The sequence below is a fragment of the Streptomyces sp. NPDC029526 genome, assembly GCF_040637405.1.
Taxonomy (GTDB): domain Bacteria; phylum Actinomycetota; class Actinomycetes; order Streptomycetales; family Streptomycetaceae; genus Streptomyces.
In genome coordinates, this window is record NZ_JBEZWE010000001.1 from 892,178 (window position 1) to 911,743 (window position 19,566).

At 72.7% G+C, this 19,566-nt stretch carries 15 protein-coding genes; 2 read left to right on the forward strand and 13 right to left on the reverse strand.

Annotated elements, in window-relative coordinates:
- Positions 1-181: 181 nt before the first annotated feature.
- The 8 genes from AB0F01_RS04105 to AB0F01_RS04140 all read right to left on the reverse strand — a co-directional run bounded on the left by AB0F01_RS04105 (position 182) and on the right by AB0F01_RS04140 (position 11,249).
- The gene (locus AB0F01_RS04105) at positions 182-1,408 is read right to left on the reverse strand and encodes a glycosyltransferase family 2 protein (protein ID WP_362089693.1); all 1,227 of its coding nucleotides are present in this window, start codon (positions 1,406-1,408) and stop codon (positions 182-184) included.
- A 271-nt stretch (positions 1,409-1,679) separates the two neighbouring features.
- On the reverse strand, positions 1,680-3,755 hold the full coding sequence (locus AB0F01_RS04110; RefSeq protein ID WP_362089695.1) for a hypothetical protein: 2,076 nt from the start codon (positions 3,753-3,755) through the stop codon (positions 1,680-1,682).
- Between the two features lie 175 nt (positions 3,756-3,930).
- On the reverse strand, positions 3,931-5,427 hold the full coding sequence (locus AB0F01_RS04115; RefSeq protein WP_362089697.1) for a bifunctional cytidylyltransferase/SDR family oxidoreductase: 1,497 nt from the start codon (positions 5,425-5,427) through the stop codon (positions 3,931-3,933).
- A gap of 1,395 nt (positions 5,428-6,822) precedes the next feature.
- A complete protein-coding gene (obgE, locus tag AB0F01_RS04120) occupies positions 6,823-8,268 on the reverse strand; it encodes a GTPase ObgE (protein ID WP_362089698.1) in 1,446 nt (481 codons plus the stop codon).
- 108 nt (positions 8,269-8,376) lie between these two features.
- Positions 8,377-8,631 carry a 50S ribosomal protein L27 gene (rpmA, locus tag AB0F01_RS04125; protein ID WP_362089699.1) on the reverse strand — a complete coding sequence of 85 codons (255 nt, stop codon included), beginning with the start codon at positions 8,629-8,631 and terminating at the stop codon, positions 8,377-8,379.
- A gap of 14 nt (positions 8,632-8,645) precedes the next feature.
- A complete protein-coding gene (gene rplU, locus AB0F01_RS04130) occupies positions 8,646-8,966 on the reverse strand; it encodes a 50S ribosomal protein L21 (RefSeq protein ID WP_006132815.1) in 321 nt (106 codons plus the stop codon).
- 287 nt (positions 8,967-9,253) lie between these two features.
- Complete coding sequence (locus AB0F01_RS04135; protein WP_362089701.1) at positions 9,254-9,640, reverse strand: ankyrin repeat domain-containing protein; 387 nt, start codon at positions 9,638-9,640, stop codon at positions 9,254-9,256.
- Between the two features lie 145 nt (positions 9,641-9,785).
- Positions 9,786-11,249 carry a catalase gene (locus tag AB0F01_RS04140; RefSeq protein ID WP_362089702.1) on the reverse strand — a complete coding sequence of 488 codons (1,464 nt, stop codon included), beginning with the start codon at positions 11,247-11,249 and terminating at the stop codon, positions 9,786-9,788.
- Positions 11,250-11,444: 195 nt separating this feature from the next.
- On the opposite strand from AB0F01_RS04140, the gene AB0F01_RS04145 reads away from it, so the two are divergent.
- Both AB0F01_RS04145 and AB0F01_RS04150 read left to right on the forward strand, forming a co-directional pair.
- Positions 11,445-11,858: a Fur family transcriptional regulator gene (locus AB0F01_RS04145; protein WP_362089704.1), complete on the forward strand. Its 414-nt coding sequence runs from the start codon at positions 11,445-11,447 to the stop codon at positions 11,856-11,858.
- Positions 11,859-12,037: 179 nt separating this feature from the next.
- Positions 12,038-12,655, forward strand: coding sequence for an acyltransferase (locus AB0F01_RS04150; protein ID WP_362089705.1), 618 nt, complete (start codon positions 12,038-12,040; stop codon positions 12,653-12,655).
- Positions 12,656-12,687: 32 nt separating this feature from the next.
- On the opposite strand, the gene AB0F01_RS04155 is transcribed toward AB0F01_RS04150, so the two are convergent.
- The 5 genes from AB0F01_RS04155 to AB0F01_RS04175 are packed head-to-tail and all read right to left on the reverse strand — an operon-like array spanning position 12,688 to position 19,331.
- Entirely contained in the window at positions 12,688-13,986 is a 1,299-nt protein-coding gene (locus AB0F01_RS04155) for a nucleotide sugar dehydrogenase (protein ID WP_362089707.1), read from the reverse strand.
- A 9-nt stretch (positions 13,987-13,995) separates the two neighbouring features.
- Positions 13,996-15,624: a glycosyltransferase gene (locus AB0F01_RS04160; protein ID WP_362089708.1), complete on the reverse strand. Its 1,629-nt coding sequence runs from the start codon at positions 15,622-15,624 to the stop codon at positions 13,996-13,998.
- Positions 15,621-17,207 (reverse strand): glycosyltransferase family 4 protein, encoded by a 1,587-nt coding sequence (locus AB0F01_RS04165; RefSeq protein ID WP_362089710.1) that lies wholly within the window; start codon positions 17,205-17,207, stop codon positions 15,621-15,623. Before AB0F01_RS04165 ends, AB0F01_RS04160 begins: the two co-directional genes overlap by 4 nt.
- The gene (locus AB0F01_RS04170) at positions 17,197-18,222 is read right to left on the reverse strand and encodes a Gfo/Idh/MocA family oxidoreductase (protein WP_362089712.1); all 1,026 of its coding nucleotides are present in this window, start codon (positions 18,220-18,222) and stop codon (positions 17,197-17,199) included. The genes AB0F01_RS04165 and AB0F01_RS04170 overlap by 11 nt, the downstream gene beginning before the upstream one ends.
- A complete protein-coding gene (locus AB0F01_RS04175; protein ID WP_362089714.1) occupies positions 18,219-19,331 on the reverse strand; it encodes a DegT/DnrJ/EryC1/StrS family aminotransferase in 1,113 nt (370 codons plus the stop codon). The genes AB0F01_RS04170 and AB0F01_RS04175 overlap by 4 nt, the downstream gene beginning before the upstream one ends.
- Positions 19,332-19,566 lie beyond the last annotated feature (235 nt).

Consider the following 19,566-nt stretch of genomic DNA (forward strand, 5'->3'; position numbering starts at 1 on the left):
CATCCCGGTCGCGGCGGACCGGCCCCGGCGGTGCCCGCCGCGCCGTGAGGGCCGGTCGCGCCGTGAGGGCCGGTCGCGCCGTGCGGGGCCGGGGCAGCCCGGCCCGGGACCGCTCGCGGGAGCGGGGCGGCGGGCCGCGATCGGCAGACGCGGCCCGCCCGACCGGTGCGTCCCGGTCCGCTCACGCCGCCGCCGTGGTGCGGTCCCGGGCGGGCTTCGCCCCGGCGGACAGCAGGCGGCGGGTCCGGCGCAGCACGCGGCGCAGCGGGGTGCCGCCGGTGTCCTCGCGGTAGCCGGGCACCGCGCGCGCCTCCCGGGGGCCCGCGAGGTAGACGGCGTCCGGCACGCCGGACGCCCGGTCGCGGAAGTGCGGGTAGGCGAGGTACACGCGGCGTCCACGCCGCTCCAGCACGGCCGGCGGGTGCCGCTTGGCGCGGAGGAACTCCACGACGTCCAGGAGGGGTTCGAGCCGCTGCCGGGCCACCAGGTGCAGGCGCAGCCGCTCCTCCACCTTCAGCCGCCGGGCGACGCCCTCGGTGAAGTGGACCTCCATCAGCGGCCGGGCGAGCTCCAGCTTGTGCCGGCGCACCTGGTCGGTGTCCTTGAGGAACCGGGGCCCGAACTGGGGCAGCAGGGTGATGGTGAAGGGCCGCAGCATCAGCTCGTCCCGCCGGGGCCCCTCCGGCACGAGCTCGGCTATCAGGTTCATCAGCATGCGCGCGGAGTCGAAGCGCAGGGTGTAACTCCCGCTCTTCGTCACGTGCTTGCCGTCCTCGCGGCCCACCAGGTAGTAGCAGGTGTAGTCGGCGAGCACGGACACGCCGTCCGCCCGCAGGTACGCCTCCATGGTGAACAGGGCGTCCTCGCCGGTGAACAGCGACTCGTCGAACCGCATGCCGTGCCGGTCGAGCAGGGCGCGGCGGAACAACTTCTGTGCGCTGAGCGTGTACTTGATGCGCGAGGAGTGCACGTCGGTGCGCTCCAGGGTTCTGCCCCACATGGACTTCGGCGCGTTGCGGTTGACGCCTTCCACCCGGCCCAGGACCACGTCGGTGCCCGCCCGGTCGGCCAGGGCGACCATCCGTTCCAGGGCCTCGGCGCCGAGCCGGTCGTCGGCGTCCAGGAAGAAGACGTAGCGGCCGGTCGCCCGGGCCAGGCCGACGTTGCGCGGGCCGCTCGGACCGCCCGAGTTCCGCTGCCGGACGACGGTCACCGGCATGGGCGCCCGGTCCGCGAACTCCTCCAGGTACTCCCCCGTGCCGTCCGTCGATCCGTCGTCGACGGCGATGACCTCGATGCGTTCCGGGCCGATGGTCTGTGCCTCCACCGAGGCGAGGCACTCGACCAGGTACGGCATCGCTTCGTACGCCCCGATGACCACGGTGACATCAGGCTGCGCCACGGTCACGTTCCCCCCTCATGACTTCCCCCTCATGACTTCCCCCTCATCAATGGAACATTTCCCCCGTATCACTTCATTCGCTACCTGCAAGACGGGAGTTCGAAGGGGGCGGTTGCCTCGCACCCCTTCGGGGGTGCTCCACGTCACAGGCGTCCGGCCGGGTCCGCGTGACGCGGCGCCGCGCGGGCGCGGCAGTGGGGGGCGGGCATGACGAAGGGCCCGGTCCGGGGAGGGTCAACTCCTACCGGACCGGGCCCTGTCGGGCGCGTCGGGGCGGTCAGCCCGCGGCGATGTCGTCCGCGTCGCCGTTCGCGGTCGCCCGCTGGACCGGGACCGCGTCCGCCATCTCGACGTCGGGACCCCCGGTGCTGATCCGGGACTCCTGACCGAGGTTGCGGGTCTCGGCCTTCAGCGCGAGCTGCGCCACCGCCGTGTTGAACTGGGTGAGGGACGGCGGCTCGTCCGGGCCCAGCAGGTAGCGCTTGAGCTCCCGCCGGTCCTCGGCCAGCGGGTCGGCGGACGGGTCGCGGACGGCGTCGAGGAGGCCGTCCAGCCCGGCCGCGTCGTTGTCGAGGATCACCGCGGCCCGCACCGCCGTGTTCTGCCGCTTGAACTCCTCCGCACCCAGCTCGGCGGAGTCCGTGACCGCGTACGGCTTGCCGCTGGCGATGAAGTCGGACACCACGCTGGAGATGTCGGAGACCATGGCCTCGGAGACGTTGAAGCAGTCGTACAGGAGCGGCTCGGGGCCGGTGATGACCCGGTGCTCCCAGTCGGGGAAGGAGCGCCAGTAGGCGTCGTTCCACTCGGCGCGCAGCCGGGCGGTCTCCTCGTGGCGGACCATGTCGGCCAGGCCGTCGCGGGTGGCCTCGGCCTCGTCGCCCCGGTCGCCGCCGGCGGTCAGCTCCGCCAGCCGGGCCTCGATCCGCGCCAGGTCCGCCCGGGCCTCCGCCTGGGCGGCGGTGTCGGTGGTGAAGCGCGGGTCGGCGGCCCGCTCGGCGGCGGCCTGCTCCACGAGCTCGGTGATCCGCTGGTGGGCGGCCTTCGCCTGGGCGCTGCGGGTGCCGGTGAAGGGGTGCGGCTTGTACAGGACCCGGACCGGAGGCTCGGCCCGGACCAGCCGGCGCACGATGTTCTCCCCGGCCAGCAGGATCGAGGTGTTGCCCGGGTTGTCGTCCCAGCCCTCCCAGGTGGGGGCGTACAGGACCGTCGGCACGCGGTCGCCGGGCGGGCCCTGCCAGGTCCGGATCGGCGCCAGCTGGGGGCGCCCGACCTCGACGATGTCGTCGTCGCGGACGCCGACGTCGGCGATGGCGTAGCGGTCCCGGCCGGCCCGGCCGGCGGTCCACACCTCGTCGTAGACCTTGCTGTACGGGTTGACGCTGGCGATCTTGTCGCTGTCACCGTGGCCGATGAAGACGTGCTTCATGGTGGGCACGCGCAGCAGGTGGATGTTCTTGCCGACGTTGGCCGCGTACAGCGCCACCCGCACCGTGGACAGGTCCATGTTCATCAGGTGCACCCCTCCGGGCACGCAGACGACGGGGACCGTGGTGGGGGCCAGCTTCTCCAGTATCACGCGCTCGCGCAGGATGATCATCGGACGGGTGTCCAGCTGCTCCATGGTCTCCAGCCACATGTTGACCTGGTAGGCGGAGTCCTTGGAGCCGGAGAAGTACAGCACCGTCTCGGGCCGGTACTCGCCCAGCCAGGCGTCGAGGGCTTCGAGCACCCGGTCGGCGTTCGGCGGGATCCGGTCGCTGCGCAGGTACGGCACCAGCACCAGCACGTACAGGGTGCTGAGGGCGACCGTGGCGGCGATGCCGGCGAAACCGAGGAGGGACGAGTCGAGGTGGGCCGCGGCCAGTATGCCGACGACCGCCAGGAGGTCGAGGTGCAGCATCTTCTCGCCGGAGCGGTTCAGCAGCAGCTGCGGCGGCGCGTCCGGGATGCGGATGCGGGCGGCCAGGTCGACGTTGCGGGTGGCGACGGGCATCCGGCGCCGGTTGCGGATCAGCGTGGTCAGCGCGCCCTGCGCGGCCTGGAGCCCGTAGAAGGCGATGAAGCAGGCGATCGCCCCGTAGTAGATCAGGTTGTCCGCGAGGTCGAGGCGGGCCAGCAGCAGGACCAGCAGCAACTGCCTGATCAGGAAGCGGATCGGCAGCCCGGCGCGCACCTTGCCGAGGCGGTTGATCAGATAGCTGCCCTTGAGATGCAGATAGTGGTCCGCCAGGTACGTGACGGCGGCCGCCGCCGCGAAGGCGGGCACGTTCGGGACGAGTGCGGCCACCATGAGGCCGGGATAACCCAGCAGCATGAGGACCGCGGCGGCCAGTTCTGCCGCGCTGCCCACCCGAGCGACGCGAATAGCAGTGGTTATCACGGGGAAACCTGCTCTTGGAGGGGGAGTTCCGGTTCTGTGCCTGTGGTTATTTCATGAAGGACGGATTCAGGCCCCCGCGAAACCCCGTTGTGTTTACGGGAGACCGCAGGGGCCTGAATTACCGGAGCCTATTTGCGAGCAATTATTACACGCCGTCCTGACGGTCCAGCACCGAGGCCAGGGCCTGTTCGAAGCCGGACGCCCGCTGGGCACCCGCCGTCGGGTCCTGCTGGCGCACGTCGATGACATGGCCGGTGAGCTCGGAAAGCAGCACGTCGAGAGAGGTGCGGGCCACCGCCTCGGACGAGAGCAGACTGTCCGCCGGCTCCTGTCCGAACGCCTTGGTCCGCATCGGCGTGGCGGTGCGCTCCGGGTTGACGCAGTTCACCCGGACGCCTTCGCCGGCCCACTCGTCGGACAGGGCCTGGGTGAGGTTCACCATGGCGGCCTTGGTCGAGGAATAGAGGCTGTATTCGGCGCGACCGCGGGTGTAACTGCTGGAGGTGTACAGCAGCAACTGTCCCTTGGTCTCGGCCAGGTACTTGTACGCGGACCGGGCGATCTGCACCGGGGCCAGGTAGTTGACCTTCAGCGCCTCCTCGATGGTGGCGTTGTCGGTCTCGGCCAGCTTGCCGATGCGCAGCACGCCCGCCGTGTTGACGACGAAGTCGATGCGCCCGGTCTCGGCGTACGCCCTGGACAGCGCGTCGTCGACCTCCTCCGGGTTCTCGACGTGGGTGCCGGTGGTGGAGCGGCCCAGCGCGTACACGGTGGCTCCGTAGCCCTCGGCCATCCGCGCGATGTCCTGGCCGATGCCGTAGGAACCGCCGAAGACGACCAGGGTCTTGCCGGTGAGCAGCCTGCGGTAGGTCTCCTCGCCGTTCTGCTCGGGCGTGGCGGTGGACGCCAGCTGGAACAGCTTGTCGGCGATGAAGACGTCGACGGGCTGAGTGACCTTCATGTTGTACTCGTCGCCCGCGACGACGTGGATCGGCACGTCGGGCAGGTACTTGAGTACGACCGAACAGTCGTCCGTGGCCTGGAAGTTGGGGTCGTCGGAGGCGACCTCGTAGGCGCGGCGGATGGTCGACAGCTTGAAGGCCTGCGGGGTCTGGCCGCGGCGCAGCCGGGAGCGGTCCGGGATCTCGGTGATGAACTCGCCGTCCTCGCCGTGCGTGCGCGTGACGATGATGGTGTCCGCGGACGGGATCGCCACGTCGACGGCCTGGTAGCGCTCCAGCGCCGCCACGCAGTCGTCGATGACGCGCTGCGACAGCAGCGGGCGCACCGCGTCGTGGAAGAGGACGTTGAGGTCCTCCCCCTGGGCCAGTCCCTCACCGAGCGCGGCGATGGCGCGTTCGGTCGTCTCGTTCCGCGTCGAGCCGCCCTCGATGACCTTGGTGACCTTCGTGAACCCGGCCTTGGCGACGATCCGCTCGACGTCGGGCACGTAGCCCGGCGCCATCAGCACGATGATCTCGTCGATCGAGTCGGCCTTCTCGAACGTGGTCAGGGTGTGCTCGATGACCGCCTTGCCGGCGATCTTCAGCAATTGCTTGGGGATCGACAGACCCACGCGCTGTCCGGTACCGCCGGCCAGGATCACTGCGGTGGTACGGGGTTTGGCTATGTGCTGGGACACAGGTGACCTACCTCGGGGCGACAGCGAACTTCGAAATGGTCCCACTCGTGGTAACCGCGGTGCAAGGCGGGCGTCCTCCTCTGCATATCCGCACTGACCCTTCATTCACTGAAGACCCCCGGCCGCCGGTGATGGTTCCCTGAATCTGCGATTAATTACTGTGAGTAAGTACACACAAGTCATTCGATTGACGCGTGTGACGTCCGTGAGGGCACCGGAGGGGGATGCTCCGGAACGTCTGCGGAGCAGCGAGGACGACAGCCGTCCGGTGGCGGACGAGGGGCGCGAGCTGCGGGATCGTCACGTCCCGCGAAGACGTGGTGCACCACATCTTCATACACCCTGGCGACGGCTCGTCCGGCTCGGGCGGGGAATGCGAGTCGCGGCGTGCCTCTTTTGCCGCGCAATTCATTTATTAGCATCCGGCAGCTTTTCAGCCTTGCCGGGTGCGTGGGGGCCGCCCGCCGTGCCGTGGGCTCGGGACCGCGGGCGGACGGTCCCGGGCCCACGGCACCGCGGGCGGAGGCGTGGCTGGACGGTGCGGGTGCGGGGTGTGCGGGGGCGGGGCACGGCTCGCGGTGGCGCGCCGGGCGCGGGGCCTGGGCGCGTCCTGCGGGGCGGGCGCGGGGCGGGGCGGCCCGGAAGTGCGGCGGAGGGCGGCTTCGGATGCCGGGGCGCCGGCCCGGCGGGCCCGGGGGCAGGAGCGGGCCCGGGGGCAGGAGCGGGCCCGGGGGCAGGAGCGGGTCCGGCCGGCCCCGCCGCTGCGCCGCCACCGCTGCCCCACGCAAACGCCCGGCCTGCCCGCGTCGGCCCGGAGCCGGGCCAGGGCGCGGGGAACGGGCCCGGGGGCGCAGCAGGGTGTCCACGACGCGCACACGGGCGTCGATCCGGTCGGGGCGGAGGTCGAACAGGTGGTAGCCCGCGGAGGGCGTCGAGCAGCTTCCGGTGCGGGGTGTCCGGGCGGCGCGGGTGCCGCTCGGCTCGGAGGGCGGCCTGGTCCTGGTCGCCGTTGCCGGGGACGGAGGCCCCGACGAACTCGGCGTCGACGGCCGGTGGGCCCGGGTCGGCGAAGTCGGCCCGGAGGTCGCTGACCAGGGTCAGGTGCGGGCGGTCAGGATGCGTCGGCGGTCGGGCCGCGGCGCTCCGGTCATCGGCGAACTCCCTTGCCCCGTCAGCCTCGTGGACAAGGGGTGGGTCGCCGCCGGCGCGGTCCGCACACGAACGCGGCGGAGCGCGTCCATGACAAGAAGCAGCCCAAAAGGAAACCCGCCGCGGCACGGGAACGGCCCGTGGCCACGACGGGTCACCGGAGTCAGCGGCGGGCGACACCCGGCAACCCCGGGAGACCCCGGAGGGGCAACCCCCAGGGTCTCCCGGAGGGCCGGGAGAGCCGCCCTAGAAGGGCTCGAAGCCGTCGTACTCCCGCTCGGCCTCGTCCCGTTCGGCCTGGCGGTCGCGCCGGCGCTGGGCGGCCGGGCGGGGCGCCTCCAGGCGGTGGTCCTCGCCGCGGCGGCCGAGCATCTCGGCGCCGGCCATCACCGTCGGCTCCCAGTCGAAGACGACCGCGTTCTCCTCGGGGCCGATGGCCACACCGTCGCCGGAGCGGGCGCCGGCCTTCATCAACGCCTCTTCCACTCCGAGGCGGTTGAGCCGGTCGGCGAGGTAGCCGACGGCCTCGTCGTTGTTGAAGTCGGTCTGCCGCACCCAGCGTTCGGGCTTCTCGCCGCGCACCCGGAACAGCGGCTCGCCGCCGACCTCCTCGCGGGTGACGGTGAACCCGGCGTCGTCCACGGCCTTGGGCCGGATGACGATCCGGGTCGCCTCCTCCACGGGCCGGGCGGCACGCGCCTGCGCGACCAGGTCGGCCAGGGCGAAGGACAGCTCCTTGAGGCCCTTGTGGGCGACCGCGGAGACCTCGAACACCCGGTAGCCGCGCTCCTCCAGGTCCGGCCGGACCATGTCGGCGAGGTCCTGGCCGTCGGGGACGTCGATCTTGTTGAGGACCACGATCCGGGGCCGGTCGCCGAGGCCGCCGTACTGGCGCAGCTCCTCCTCGATCACGTCCAGGTCGGAGACGGGGTCGCGGTCGGACTCCAGGGTGGCCGTGTCCAGGACGTGCACGAGCACGCTGCACCGTTCGACGTGGCGCAGGAACTCCAGCCCCAGCCCGCGGCCCTGGCTGGCACCGGGGATCAGGCCGGGCACGTCGGCGATCGTGTAGACCGTCGACCCGGCGGTGACGACCCCGAGGTTGGGCACCAGCGTGGTGAACGGGTAGTCGGCGATCTTGGGCTTGGCGGCCGACAGCACCGAGATGAGGGAGGACTTGCCCGCGCTGGGATACCCGACCAGGGCCACGTCGGCGACGGTCTTGAGCTCCAGGACGATGTCCCGCAGGTCGCCCGGCTCACCGAGCAGGGCGAAGCCGGGGGCCTTGCGCCGCGCGGAGGCGAGGGCCGCGTTGCCGAGTCCGCCGCGTCCGCCCTGGGCGGCGACGTAGGAGGTGCCCTGCCCGACCAGGTCGGCGAGGACGTTGCCCGCCTTGTCGAGGACGACGGTGCCGTCCGGCACCGTCAGCACCAGGTCCTGGCCGTCCTTGCCGCTGCGGTTGCCGCCCTCGCCGGGCTTGCCGTTGGTGGCCTTGCGGTGCGGGGAGTGGTGGTAGTCCAGGAGGGTCGTCACGGACTGGTCGACGGTGAGGATCACGTCGCCGCCGCGTCCGCCGTTCCCGCCGTCGGGTCCGCCGAGCGGCTTGAACTTCTCACGGTGGACGGAGGCACAGCCGTGGCCTCCGTTACCCGCGGCGACATGGAGCTCGACGCGGTCCACGAAGGTGGTCATGGTGGGGTGCCTCCAGAGACGTCCGGTGAGTGTCTTGTCTTAACACGCGAAAGGCGGACCCGCCTTCCCGCCGGGGGAAGTGAGGTCCGCCTCGCGCAAGCTGTCCGATCAGGCGACCGGAACGATGTTCACGACCTTGCGGCCGCGGCTGGTGCCGAACTCCACGGCACCCGGCTGCAGCGCGAACAGGGTGTCGTCGCCGCCACGGCCGACGCCGGCGCCGGGGTGGAAGTGGGTGCCGCGCTGACGGACCAGGATCTCACCCGCGCTGACGACCTGACCGCCGAAGCGCTTCACGCCGAGCCGCTGGGCGTTCGAGTCGCGGCCGTTCCGGGTGGACGATGCGCCCTTCTTGTGTGCCATCTCTCCTCAGTCCCTTACTTCGCAGCCGCGGGGATCTCAGTGACCTTGATCGCCGTGTACTGCTGGCGGTGGCCCTGACGACGGCGGTAGCCGGTCTTGTTCTTGTAGCGCAGAATGTCGATCTTCTGGCCCTTGTGGTGGTCCACGACCTCGGCCTGGACCTTGATGCCGGCCAGCACCCAGGGGTCGCTGGTCACGGAGTCGCCGTCGACGACGAGCAGGGTCGAGAGCTCGACCGTGTCGCCCACCTTGGCGGTGGAAATCTTGTCAACCTCAACGATGTCGCCGACAGCAACCTTGTGCTGGCGACCACCGCTGCGCACGATGGCGTACACGCGGATCTCTCTTTCGCTCGAAGAACGGCACCCCCGCAGGCCAGCCGCCCGGCATGGACACGGACGACCTCTTCCGGGCACCGCGGCACCCGGAAGGAAGAGGTTTACGGGGATGTGGCGGGTCAGGCGACACGCCGACGGTCAAGGTTACGGGGCGGGGCTGGGCGGGTCAAACCGGGCCGCGGGGCCCCGGACGGGCGTACGGTCCGTGGCGCGTGGACGGCCCCTGCCCCTCGACGGCCACGCCGTGCGGCGCGCCCGCCCGGCCCCGGCCCGTGGCCGGCGGCTCAGGCCGCCAGCAGGTGGGCGCGACCGAACATCTGCGCCGCGGCCCGCGCGCTCGGGGTGCCGGCGTCCAGGTCGGCGCCGGCGGCGAGCAGCACCCGCACGACCTCGTCCGCGCCCTTGAACAGGGCGCCCGCGATCGGGCTCTGGTCCCGGTCGTTGCGCAGGTCGGGGTCGGCGCCGAGGCGGAGCAGGGCGCGCACGGTGTCGGCGTGGCCGTGGTAGGCGGCGAGCATGAGCAGGGTGTTGCCGGCCGCGTCGGTGACGTCGACGGGCAGCCCGTGCTCGACGAACCCGGACAGTTCCTCGGTCTCGCCGGCGCGTGCCAGGTCCATGGCGATGGCCACCACGCGCTCGGTCTGTTCGGCGGTCAGGCCACCGGTGCTCATGGGGGGTCCCTTCGGATGGGGTGCTGGTCGGGGTCGTGCCCGTGGGGGAAACGGGTCCGCGCCCGGGCGCGGGCCACCGTGCGGTGGTCCGCGCCCGGGCGCGTTGCGGTCACGTGCGTGCCGCGGCCGGCCCGGAGGGCGCGGCTCAGAGGGTGCCGGCGGCCAGGGCCTCGATCGCCTTGCGCACGCCCTCGCCGTAGGCCGGGTCGGCCTTGGTGCAGTTGGCGATGTGGCGCGCGACCGTCTGCTCCGAGGCGCCGTTGATGGCGCGCGCGGTGTTCTCGAAGAGCGCCTGCTGCTGCTCGGCCGTCATCAGGCGGAACAGGTTGCCGGGCTGCTCGAAGTAGTTGTCGTCGTCCTCGCGGTAGTTGAACCGGTCGGCGACGGCACCCACGGCCAGGGCCGGCTCGCGGTAGGCCGGCTGCTCCTGCCAGCGCCCGTAGGAGTTGGGCTCGATGCCGGGGACGGAGCCCTGGTTGCCGTCGACCCGCATGGCGCCGTCGCGGTGGTAGGTGTTCACCGGGGCCTTGGCGGCGTTGACCGGGATCTGGTGGTGGTTGACACCGAGGCGGTAGCGCTGGGCGTCACCGTAGGAGAAGAGGCGGCCCTGGAGCATCTTGTCGGGCGAGTAGCTGATGCCCGGGACCACGTTGGCCGGGGTGAAGGCGGCCTGCTCGACGTCGGCGAAGTAGTTCGCCGGGTTGCGGTTGAGCTCCCACTCGCCGACCTCGATCAGCGGGTAGTCCTTCTTCGACCAGACCTTGGTCAGGTCGAAGGGGTGGAAGCGGTAGTTCTCCGCGTCCGCCTCCGGCATGATCTGGACGTACAGCTTCCACTTCGGGAAGTCGCCGTTCTCGATCGCCTCGTAGAGGTCGCGCTGGTGCGACTCGCGGTCCTTGCCGACCAGGGCCTCGGCCTCGGCGTCCGTGAGGTTCTTGATGCCCTGCTGGGTGCGGTGGTGGAACTTGACCCAGAACCGCTCGCCCTCGGCGTTGATGAAGCTGTAGGTGTGCGAGCCGAAGCCGTGCATGTGCCGGTACGAGGCGGGGATGCCGCGGTCGGACATGACGATGGTGATCTGGTGCAGTGCCTCGGGGAGGTTGGTCCAGAAGTCCCAGTTGTTCTCGGGGTCGCGCATGTTGGTGCGCGGGTCGCGCTTCACGGCGCGGTTGAGGTCCGGGAACTTCAGCGGGTCGCGGAAGAAGAAGACCGGGGTGTTGTTGCCGACCAGGTCCCAGTTGCCCTCCTCCGTGTAGAACTTCACGGCGAAGCCGCGGATGTCGCGCTCGGCGTCGGCCGCGCCGCGCTCGCCTGCCACGGTGGAGAAGCGGACGAAGAGGTCGGTCTTCTTGCCGATCTCGGAGAAGATCTTCGCGCTGGTGTAGCGCGTGATGTCGTGCGTGACCGTGAAGGTGCCGAAGGCGCCCGAACCCTTGGCGTGCATCCGGCGCTCCGGGATGACCTCGCGGTCGAAGTGCGCGAGCTTCTCGAGGAACCACACGTCCTGCAGCAGCATCGGGCCGCGCGGACCGGCCGTCAGCGAGTTCTGGTTGTCGGCGACCGGCGCGCCGGCGGCGGTGGTCAACGGCTTCTGGTTGTTCTCGGTCAAAGCTCGCTCCTCGGCGTGTGATGCGTCGCGGGTGGGCCGGGCCCGGCAGGGCCGGCGGCCGTCCGAAGTCTCCGCGCGGGCTGCTGCGCGGCCCGCCGTCGGTCCCACCCTATGTTGGACTCAGTCTAAGTCAAGGCCGTTTTCAGAATCATATCGACTCTTGAGCTGGGACCGATCGCGGCTTAGGCTGGACCCATGACTGATCTTCTGCAGAGGCTGCGCGACCGCGGCTGGCGCCTGACCGCCCAGCGCCGCGTCGTGGCCGAGGTCCTCGGCGGGGAGCACGTCCACCTGACCGCCGACGAGGTGCACGCCCGCGCCTCGCAACGGCTGCCGGAGATATCCCGCGCGACGGTCTACAACACCCTGGGCGAGCTGGTCTCGATCGGCGAACTCGTCGAGGTCTCCACCGACCAGCGCGCCATCCGCTACGACCCGAACGCCCACCGGAGCCACCAGCACCTGCTGTGCGACGGCTGCGGCACCATCCGCGACGTGCACCCCACCGGCGACCCGCTGGCCGACCTCCCGGAGTCGGAGCGCTTCGGCTACACCGTCTCCGAGGTCGAACTGACGTACCACGGCGTCTGCCCGGACTGCGCCGCCTGAGACGGTCCACCACCCGCCCGCGGCCTCCCGCCGACGCCGCGCCGCACGGCCCGCGTCACCCGCGCCGCACCACCCCGCCCGCGCCGCGCCCTGCCGCCCCGCCGACACCGCCCGGCGGCGCGACCCCGCACGTTTCGCCCCTTATGCTCACCGCGCGGGGGACGGCGGAAGGCGGCGACGTGAACCACAGGATCCAGCCCAGCGCGCAGGTCGACGACAGCGCGGTGATCGGAGCGGGCAGCAGTGTCTGGGACCTCGCGCAGATCCGGGAGGACGCACGCCTCGGCGAGCGCTGCGTGATCGGCCGCGGCGCCTACGTCGGCCCGGGCGTGCGCATGGGTGACGACTGCAAGCTCCAGAACCACGCCCTCGTCTACGAGCCGGCCGAACTCGGCGACGGTGTCTTCATCGGCCCGGCCGTGGTCCTCACCAACGACCGCAACCCGCGGTCCGTGGACCCCGGCGGCCGGCAGAAGCGGGCCGGGGACTGGGCGGCGGTCGGCGTGCGGATCGCGGAGGGCGCCTCGGTCGGCGCCCGGTCGGTGTGCGTGGCCCCGGTGCGCGTCGGGCGCTGGGCGATGGTCGCCGCCGGGGCGGTGGTCACCCGGGACGTGCCCGACTTCGCCCTGGTGGCCGGTGTCCCGGCCCGGCGGACGGGCTGGGTGGGGCGCGCCGGGGTGCGGCTGACCGAGCGGGAGCCCGGCGTGTGGGAGTGCCCGGGGACCGGCGCCCTGTACGACGAGGCGGACGGCGCCCTCACCGAGCGCACCGCACCGCCCGTGGACCCACGGCCCTGACGCGCCGGCCACCGGCCCGCCGCTCCCCGGCCTCAGGCGTCGGCGCCCCCTCCGCCGATGACCACCCGGCGGACGCCCTTCCACGCCTCCGGGTCGGTCGTGCGCCGGCCGTCGACCAGGACCCGGACGCCGGGCAGATCGGCGGGGGTCAGCGTGCGGTACTCCGGGTGGTCGGCCTGCAGGACGGCCGCAGTGACCTCCTCACCGGCGTGCGGGGTCAGGCCCAGGGCGGACAGTTCGGCGGCGGTGTAGAGGGGGTCCGAGACGTACGGGACGGCCCCCCGGTCCTGAAGCGCCCGCACCGTCGGGAAGACCCCGGAGAACGCCGTCTCCTTCACTCCCCCGCGGTAGGCCGCGCCCAGCACCAGCACCGCGGCCCCGGTCAGGTCGCCGTAGGCGGCGGCCAGCAGGTCGACGGCGTAGCCGGGCATCGCGGCGTTCGCCTCGCGGGCGGAGCGCACCACGGTCGCGGCCGGGTCGTTCCACAGGTACATCCGCGGGTAGACCGGGATGCAGTGGCCGCCGACCGCGATGCCCGGCTGGTGGATGTGGCTGTAGGGCTGCGAGTTGCAGGCCTCGACGACCTTCCGGACGTCGATGCCGTGGCTGTCGGCGAAGCGCGCGAACTGGTTGGCCAGGCCGATGTTGACGTCCCGGTAGGTGGTCTCGGCCAGCTTGGCCAGCTCGGCCGCCTCGGCCGTGCCCAGGTCCCAGACGCCGTTCGGGCGGGGCAGGTCGTCGCGGGCGTCGAAGTCGAGGACCGCCCGGTAGAAGGCGACGCCCCGGGCGGTGGACGCCGCGTCGATGCCGCCGACCAGCTTCGGGTAGCGGCGCAGGTCCGCGAAGACCCGGCCGGTGAGGACCCGCTCGGGCGAGAAGACCAGGTGGAAGTCCTCCCCCGGGGTCAGTCCGGAGCCCTCGGCGAGCATCGGCGCCCAGCGGGTGCGGGTGGTGCCGACCGGCAGCGTGGTCTCGTACGAGACGAGCGTGCCCGGCCTCAGACCCTGGGCGATCGCCTTGGTCGCGGAGTCCATCCCGCCGAAGTCCGGTACGCCGTCCGCGTCGACGAACAGCGGGACGACCACGACGACCGCCTCCGAGGCGGCCACCGCGGCGGCCGTGTCGGTGGTGGCGCTCAGCAGCCCGGCGTCGATGGCCGCCTTCAGCCGGACGTCCAGGTCGTGCTCGCCCGGGAAGGGCTCGGTGCCGGCGCCGACCCGCTCGACGACCCGCTCGTCGACGTCCGCGCCGACGACCCGGTGGCCCTTGGCGGCGAACTGCACGGCCAGCGGAAGCCCGATCTTGCCGAGCGCCACGACACAGATGTTCATGACCGGGGGTCACTTCCTCTTGACGGCACGGGAGAAGGCGGCCCGCACCCGGGAGGCCCTGGACGTCTTCGGCGGGTGCATCCGGGCGGTGGAGACCACCACACGGCCCTTGGCGTCGACGATGGCGGAGGCACGCCGCGGCTCGCCGGTGCCTCCCCAGCGGCGGGACAGCGGCATGGGCTTGCCCCTGCCCCGCACGGGTATCTCGTACGTCGACCCGGCCACGTCCAGGTACACCCGCACGCCCAGCTCGGCGTCCCGCCGCTCCAGCGGGACGCGGGCGTGCAGCACGGTGGCGGCGCCGCCCTCGGCGGGCTCCGGGCGATGCTCGCCCACGGGTTCGGGCAGCGGGTGGCCGGCGGGCAGCCGCCGCGCCCCCGGCCGGTCGGCGGACGGCGGCACCTGCCCGGGGACCAGCCGCAGCACCGCGCCGTCCACGTCACCGAGGACGGGCAGCCGCACCGAGGCCGTGTAGGCGATGCCCCCGTCCGACTGCTCCCAGCCGGAGGCGAGCAGCTCGGTGCCCTGCGCGAGGCGGCCGGGTACGGCCTCCCCGACCAGTTCGAAGCACCGGTCGGCCAGCCCGGTGCGGGGGTCGCGGAAGCCCGGGTAGCGGGCGTAGGCGCGGTCCCCGTCCAGCACGAAGGGCGGGGCGCCGTGCAGCTTCTCGGAGGTGATCGCCTCGCACAGCTCGTCGACCGCGCCGGCACGGGCCAGGCAGATCCGCACCCGGCGCCGGACGTCCATCGCGTCGCGGATGCCGTCGGTGAAGTAGGCGTCCGCGAGCCGGGCGATGCCCGCGCAGAGGTCCCGCTGGAGGGCGCGGTCCAGACCGGGGAAGTCGTCCTGGACGAGTTTGGCCAGCTCCCAGGTGAAGTGCCGGCGCAGCACGGCGTCGCGTTCCTGTCCCGGCTCGATCAGCCCGGCGGTGAAGTCCATGATCTCCGCCGTGCACCGCAGCCGGGCCAGGTGGTCCGCCCGGTAGGTGATGTTGCCGGCGTCGCCGCGCCTGACCGCGTAGTAGCAGGTGTAGTCGGCCAGCACGGATATCCTCCGGGCGCGCACGCACGCCTCGATGGTGAACGGCTGGTCGCTGCCCACCGGCAGGTGCTCGGGGAAGCGCAGCTTGTGCTGTTCGACCAGCTCGCGGCGGAACAGCTTGGTGTTGGACAGGGTGAACGGCAGGGCGGAGCCGTCCAGGCGGACGTCCGGGGCGTTCTCCTTGTACAGCGCCTGGTGGACGTACCGGCCGTTGGTGCCGGCCATCCGGCCGGCCACGACGTCCGAGCCGTGCGCGTCGGCGTAGGCCACCAGGCGCTCCAGGGCCTCCTCGCCCAGGTGGTCGTCGGCGCCGACGAAGAAGACGTAGCGGCCGGTGGCGAGGTCCAGGGCCCGGTTGCTGGGCGCGGCCGGGCCGCCGGAGTTCTCCTGGTGGATCACCCGGACGGTGTCCGGGTACCGCTCGGCGAAGCGGTCGAGCTCGGCGCCGCTGCCGTCGGTGGAGCCGTCGTCGACGGCGACGACCTCCAGCCGGTCGCGTCCGATGCTCTGGCCCACCAGGGAGTTCAGGCACTCCGTGAGGTACGGCATCGTGTTGTAGACCGCGACGACCACGCTGACATCCGGTACCCCGCTCATGCCCGTGTCCCCGCCTCTCTCCGGCCGGCGCCGGACCGGGCGCCGGAACCCGTCAGCAGCTTCGAGTAGATCCCGTTCAGCCGCTCAGCCTGGGCCTCCCAGGTCCAGGTGTCCAGAAGTCCGGGCACCTCATATGCGGCCCGGTACCGGCCGGCGTCGCCCAGCACCGACTTCAGGGCGCGGGTGTAGTCCTCCAGGTCCTCGGCGCGGAACACCTCGCCCTGCCCGGTCCGCTGGACCGTCGCGCCCATCGTGCGCACGTCGCTGACGACCAGCGGCAGCCGGGCGTGCGCGTACTCGAAGAACTTGGTGATCAGGGCGATCTCGTGGTTCGGCCAGTGGTGGATCGGGATGACGCCGACGTCGGCCGCGGCGAGGAAACGCGTCACCTGGTGGTGCGGCACGTAGGGCAGGACGTGCAGCCGGCCGGCGACTCCCAGCGCCTCGGCCCGCGCCCGCAGCGTCCTGACGTACCCGGACCCGGTGTCGGGGACGACGAGGACGGTGTGCACGTCCGGCACCAGCGCCAGGGCCTCCACCATGATGTCCAGCCCGCGCTGCGGGGCGGCGGAACCGCTGTACACGGCCAGCGGCACGTCGTCGCCGACACCGCACAGCCCTCGCAGGTCCGGCACCGGCTCCGCCGTCCGCTCGGCGGAGGGCGTGCCCTCGGGGGCGTTGAGCACGACCGTGGGGCGCTCGGCGAGGCCGTGCCGTTCCTGGAGCAGGCCGGCGAGGGTGTCGGAGACGGTCACCACGGCGTCCGCGAAGCGGGCGTACTCGCTCTCGTGCGCGCACTGGGCGACGTGCCAGCGCGGGTGCGGGTCCCACGGCCTGATTCCGGGCAGGAACTCGTGGGCGTCCCAGACCAGCTTGACGTCCCGGCCGCGGGCGCGGGCCCGCAGCGCCGCGCGGGCCCCGACGCCGAGCATGCGGAAGTCGTTGGCGTGGATCAGGTCCGGGTCCAGCCGGTCCACGACCCTGCCGTAGGCCAGCTCGAAGTCCCACAGGTGCGGGTCGAGCCGGCGCCAGGCCCTGACCCCCATCGTCGTCCGCCAGAACGCGGTGGTGAGGCGGTCGAGCGCCGAGTCCATGGTCCTGCGCCGCCTGGCCAGCTGCTGCGTCGCGCGGTACCGCAGGCCCACCCAGGGGTGCAGCAGCCGGGCGAGGACGCGCGGCGGCAGCAGGCGCAGCCGGCCGAGCGCCGAGCCCTCGCGCCGGGCGAGGGCCGAGCGGACGTGGAGGTCGGCGCGCCACGCCTTGACCTTCTGCCTGCGGTACGCGGCCAGCGGCCCGGGACGGTAGGCCAGCGGTGAGCGCAGCGGCGCCCGGCGGTACTCGTGACGGCGCCGGAACAGCGGCGTCGGCACGGCCAGCAGCCGGACCTCGGCGTCACCGAGGCGCCAGGTCCGGTCCACGTCCTTCCGGCTGCGGGCCCGGCCCAGCAGGACGACGTCCCAGCCCGCGGCGGCGGCCGACCGGGCCTCCTTCTGCACCCGTGAGTCGCCGGTGACCCCGTTGTCGACGAGCATCACGATCCGGCCCCTGCGGGACCGTCGCGTTGTGCGGTTCTCAGCTGTCATGGCTGGTCAGCCCCTCCGGGGTGAGCGAGACGCTGCGGTTGCCCGCCGCGGAGGCGAGCACCGCCGCCGCGACCTCCACCGTCCGCAGCCCCTGGCGCAGGGTGCAGATGTCGGCGGGCACGCCGAGGACCGCGTCCCGGAACAGCTCGTGCTCGACGAGGAGCGGCTCCCGCTTGGGGATGGCGTACCGGATCATGTCGCCCTCGGCGACGCCGCGGAAGGCCCGCAGGGCCTCCCACTCGGTGGCCACGGCGGAGTTGGAGTGGAAGGTCAGGTCGGCCGTGAGGGTGTCGGCGACGAAGCAGCCGCGCTCGCCGGTGACCGAGGTGAAGCGCTCCTTGAGCGGGCTCAGCCAGTTGACGAGGTGGTTGACCATGGTGCCGTCGTCGAGGCGTCCGACGGCGGAGACCATGTCCTCGTGCGCGCGCCCGCTCTTGGAGACGGTGTGCGCCGCGATGGAGACGTACTCCCGGCCCGCGACCCAGCTGGTCAGGTCGATGTCGTGGGTCGCCAGGTCCTTGACCACGCCGACGTCCGCGACGCGGTGCGGCAAGGGGCCCTGGCGGCGGGTGACCACCTGGAAGACGTCACCGAGCTCGTCGGCCTCCAGCCGGGCGCGCAGCGAGCGCAGCGCCGGGTTGCAGCGCTCGATGTGGCCGACACCGGCGACCAGAGAGCGCGACTCGAAGGCGTCGACGAGACGGCGCGCACCGGCCACCGTGTCGGCGAGCGGCTTCTCCATCAGCGCGCAGACACCGGCCCCGGCGAGCTGCAGGCCGACCTCCTCGTGCCGGGCGGTGGGGCAGGCCACCACCGCGTAGTCGATGCCCAGGCCGAGGAGGTCCTCGACGGTGTCCAGGACGGGCACGCCCTGCGCGGCGCCGTGCTTGTCGCCCAGGGGGTCGACGACGGCGACGAGGTCGACGCCCTCCAGGCCGGACAGGACGCGGGCGTGGTGACGCCCCATGGAACCGAGGCCGACCAGTCCGGCCCGCAGGCGTCGTCCGGTGCTCACAGTTCCTCCAGCGCGTTCACGGCCGCCACGATGCGCTCCAGGTCCCGCCGCGACAGGCCGGGGTGGACGGGCAGCGAGAGGACCTCGGCGGCGGCGCGGTCGGTCCGGGGCAGGTCCCAGGTCCGGCCCGCCTCCTGGTCCGGTTCCCAGTACGGCTTCAGCCGGTGGACCGGCGTCGGGTAGTACACGGCGGTGCCGATGCCGGCCCCGGCCAGGCGGGCCGCGGCGGCGTCGCGGTCACCGCGGATCCGCACGGTGTACTGGTGGTAGACGTGCCGGGCCCCCTCGGCGACGGCCGGCGTGACCACGTTCGCCGCGGTGATGTGCCCGGTGAGGTACGCCGCGTGGGCGATGCGCCGTTCGGTCCAGCCGGCCAGCCTGGAGCGCTGCACCCGGCCGACGGCGGCACAGACGTCGGTCATGCGCAGGTTGGCGCCGACGAGCTCGTGGGCGTAGCGCTGTTCCATGCCCTGGTTGCGCAGCAGGCGCAGGGTGCGGGCCAGCGCCGGGTCGGCGGTGCTGATCATGCCGCCCTCGAGGCTGTGCATGTTCTTGGTCGGGTAGAAGCTGAAGGCGCCGGCGTCGCCGAAGGCGCCGACCGGGGTGCCGTGCAGGGTGGCCGCGTGGGCCTGGCAGGCGTCCTCGACGACGGCCAGGCCGTGCCGGTCCGCCAGCCGGGTGATCCGGTCCATGGCGGCCGGGTGCCCGTAGAGGTGGACCGGCAGGACCGCGGCGGTGCGCGGGGTCAGGGCCGCTTCGACGGCCGCCGGGTCCAGGCAGAAGCCGTCCGCCTCGATGTCGGCGAACACGACGTCGGCCCCGGCGAGCCGGACCGCGTTGGCGGAGGCGGCGAAGGAGAACGACGGCACCACGACCTCGTCGCCCGGGCCGATGCCCAGCGCGAGCAGGGCCAGGTGCAGCGCGGACGTGCCGGAGTTGACCGCGACGCAGTGACGGCCGGCGACGACCTCGCCGAACTCCTCCTCGAAGGCGGCCACCTCGGGCCCCTGCACCACCCGGCCGCTGCGCAGCACGCGCACCGCGGCCTCGATCTCCTCCTCGCCGATGACCGGCCGTGCGGCCGGTATCGACGCGTGGGTGTCGGTCATCGTCGTCTCCCCTCCTCGTACGGCGGCCTGGGCGGCACACCTCGATGGGGACCGGGAACGAAGGGTCACGCACGCGGGCGTCCGGGTTCGGGACATGACGGCCGGGTCCGTGTCCGTATACGTGTCAGGGGGCAGGCACCGGCCGCCGGGGGCCGGTGGGCCGCGTCACCCTCGGGGAGCCTGCCGGAAGGAAGCGGGGGTGGCCCGCGGGGAAGAGGGCCCGGCCCCGCGTGGT

What these genes read in the sequence shown, in the direction of transcription:
- obgE (WP_362089698.1), bottom strand. Translation starts at nt 8,268, where the DNA reads ATGACCACCTTCGTGGACCGCGTCGAGCTCCATGTCGCCGCGGGTAAC.
- rpmA (WP_362089699.1), bottom strand. Translation starts at nt 8,631, where the DNA reads ATGGCACACAAGAAGGGCGCATCGTCCACCCGGAACGGCCGCGACTCG.
- AB0F01_RS04135 (WP_362089701.1), bottom strand. Translation starts at nt 9,640, where the DNA reads ATGAGCACCGGTGGCCTGACCGCCGAACAGACCGAGCGCGTGGTGGCC.
- AB0F01_RS04145 (WP_362089704.1), top strand. Translation starts at nt 11,445, where the DNA reads ATGACTGATCTTCTGCAGAGGCTGCGCGACCGCGGCTGGCGCCTGACC.
- AB0F01_RS04155 (WP_362089707.1), bottom strand. Translation starts at nt 13,986, where the DNA reads ATGAACATCTGTGTCGTGGCGCTCGGCAAGATCGGGCTTCCGCTGGCC.
- AB0F01_RS04160 (WP_362089708.1), bottom strand. Translation starts at nt 15,624, where the DNA reads ATGAGCGGGGTACCGGATGTCAGCGTGGTCGTCGCGGTCTACAACACG.
- AB0F01_RS04165 (WP_362089710.1), bottom strand. Translation starts at nt 17,207, where the DNA reads ATGACAGCTGAGAACCGCACAACGCGACGGTCCCGCAGGGGCCGGATC.
- AB0F01_RS04175 (WP_362089714.1), bottom strand. Translation starts at nt 19,331, where the DNA reads ATGACCGACACCCACGCGTCGATACCGGCCGCACGGCCGGTCATCGGC.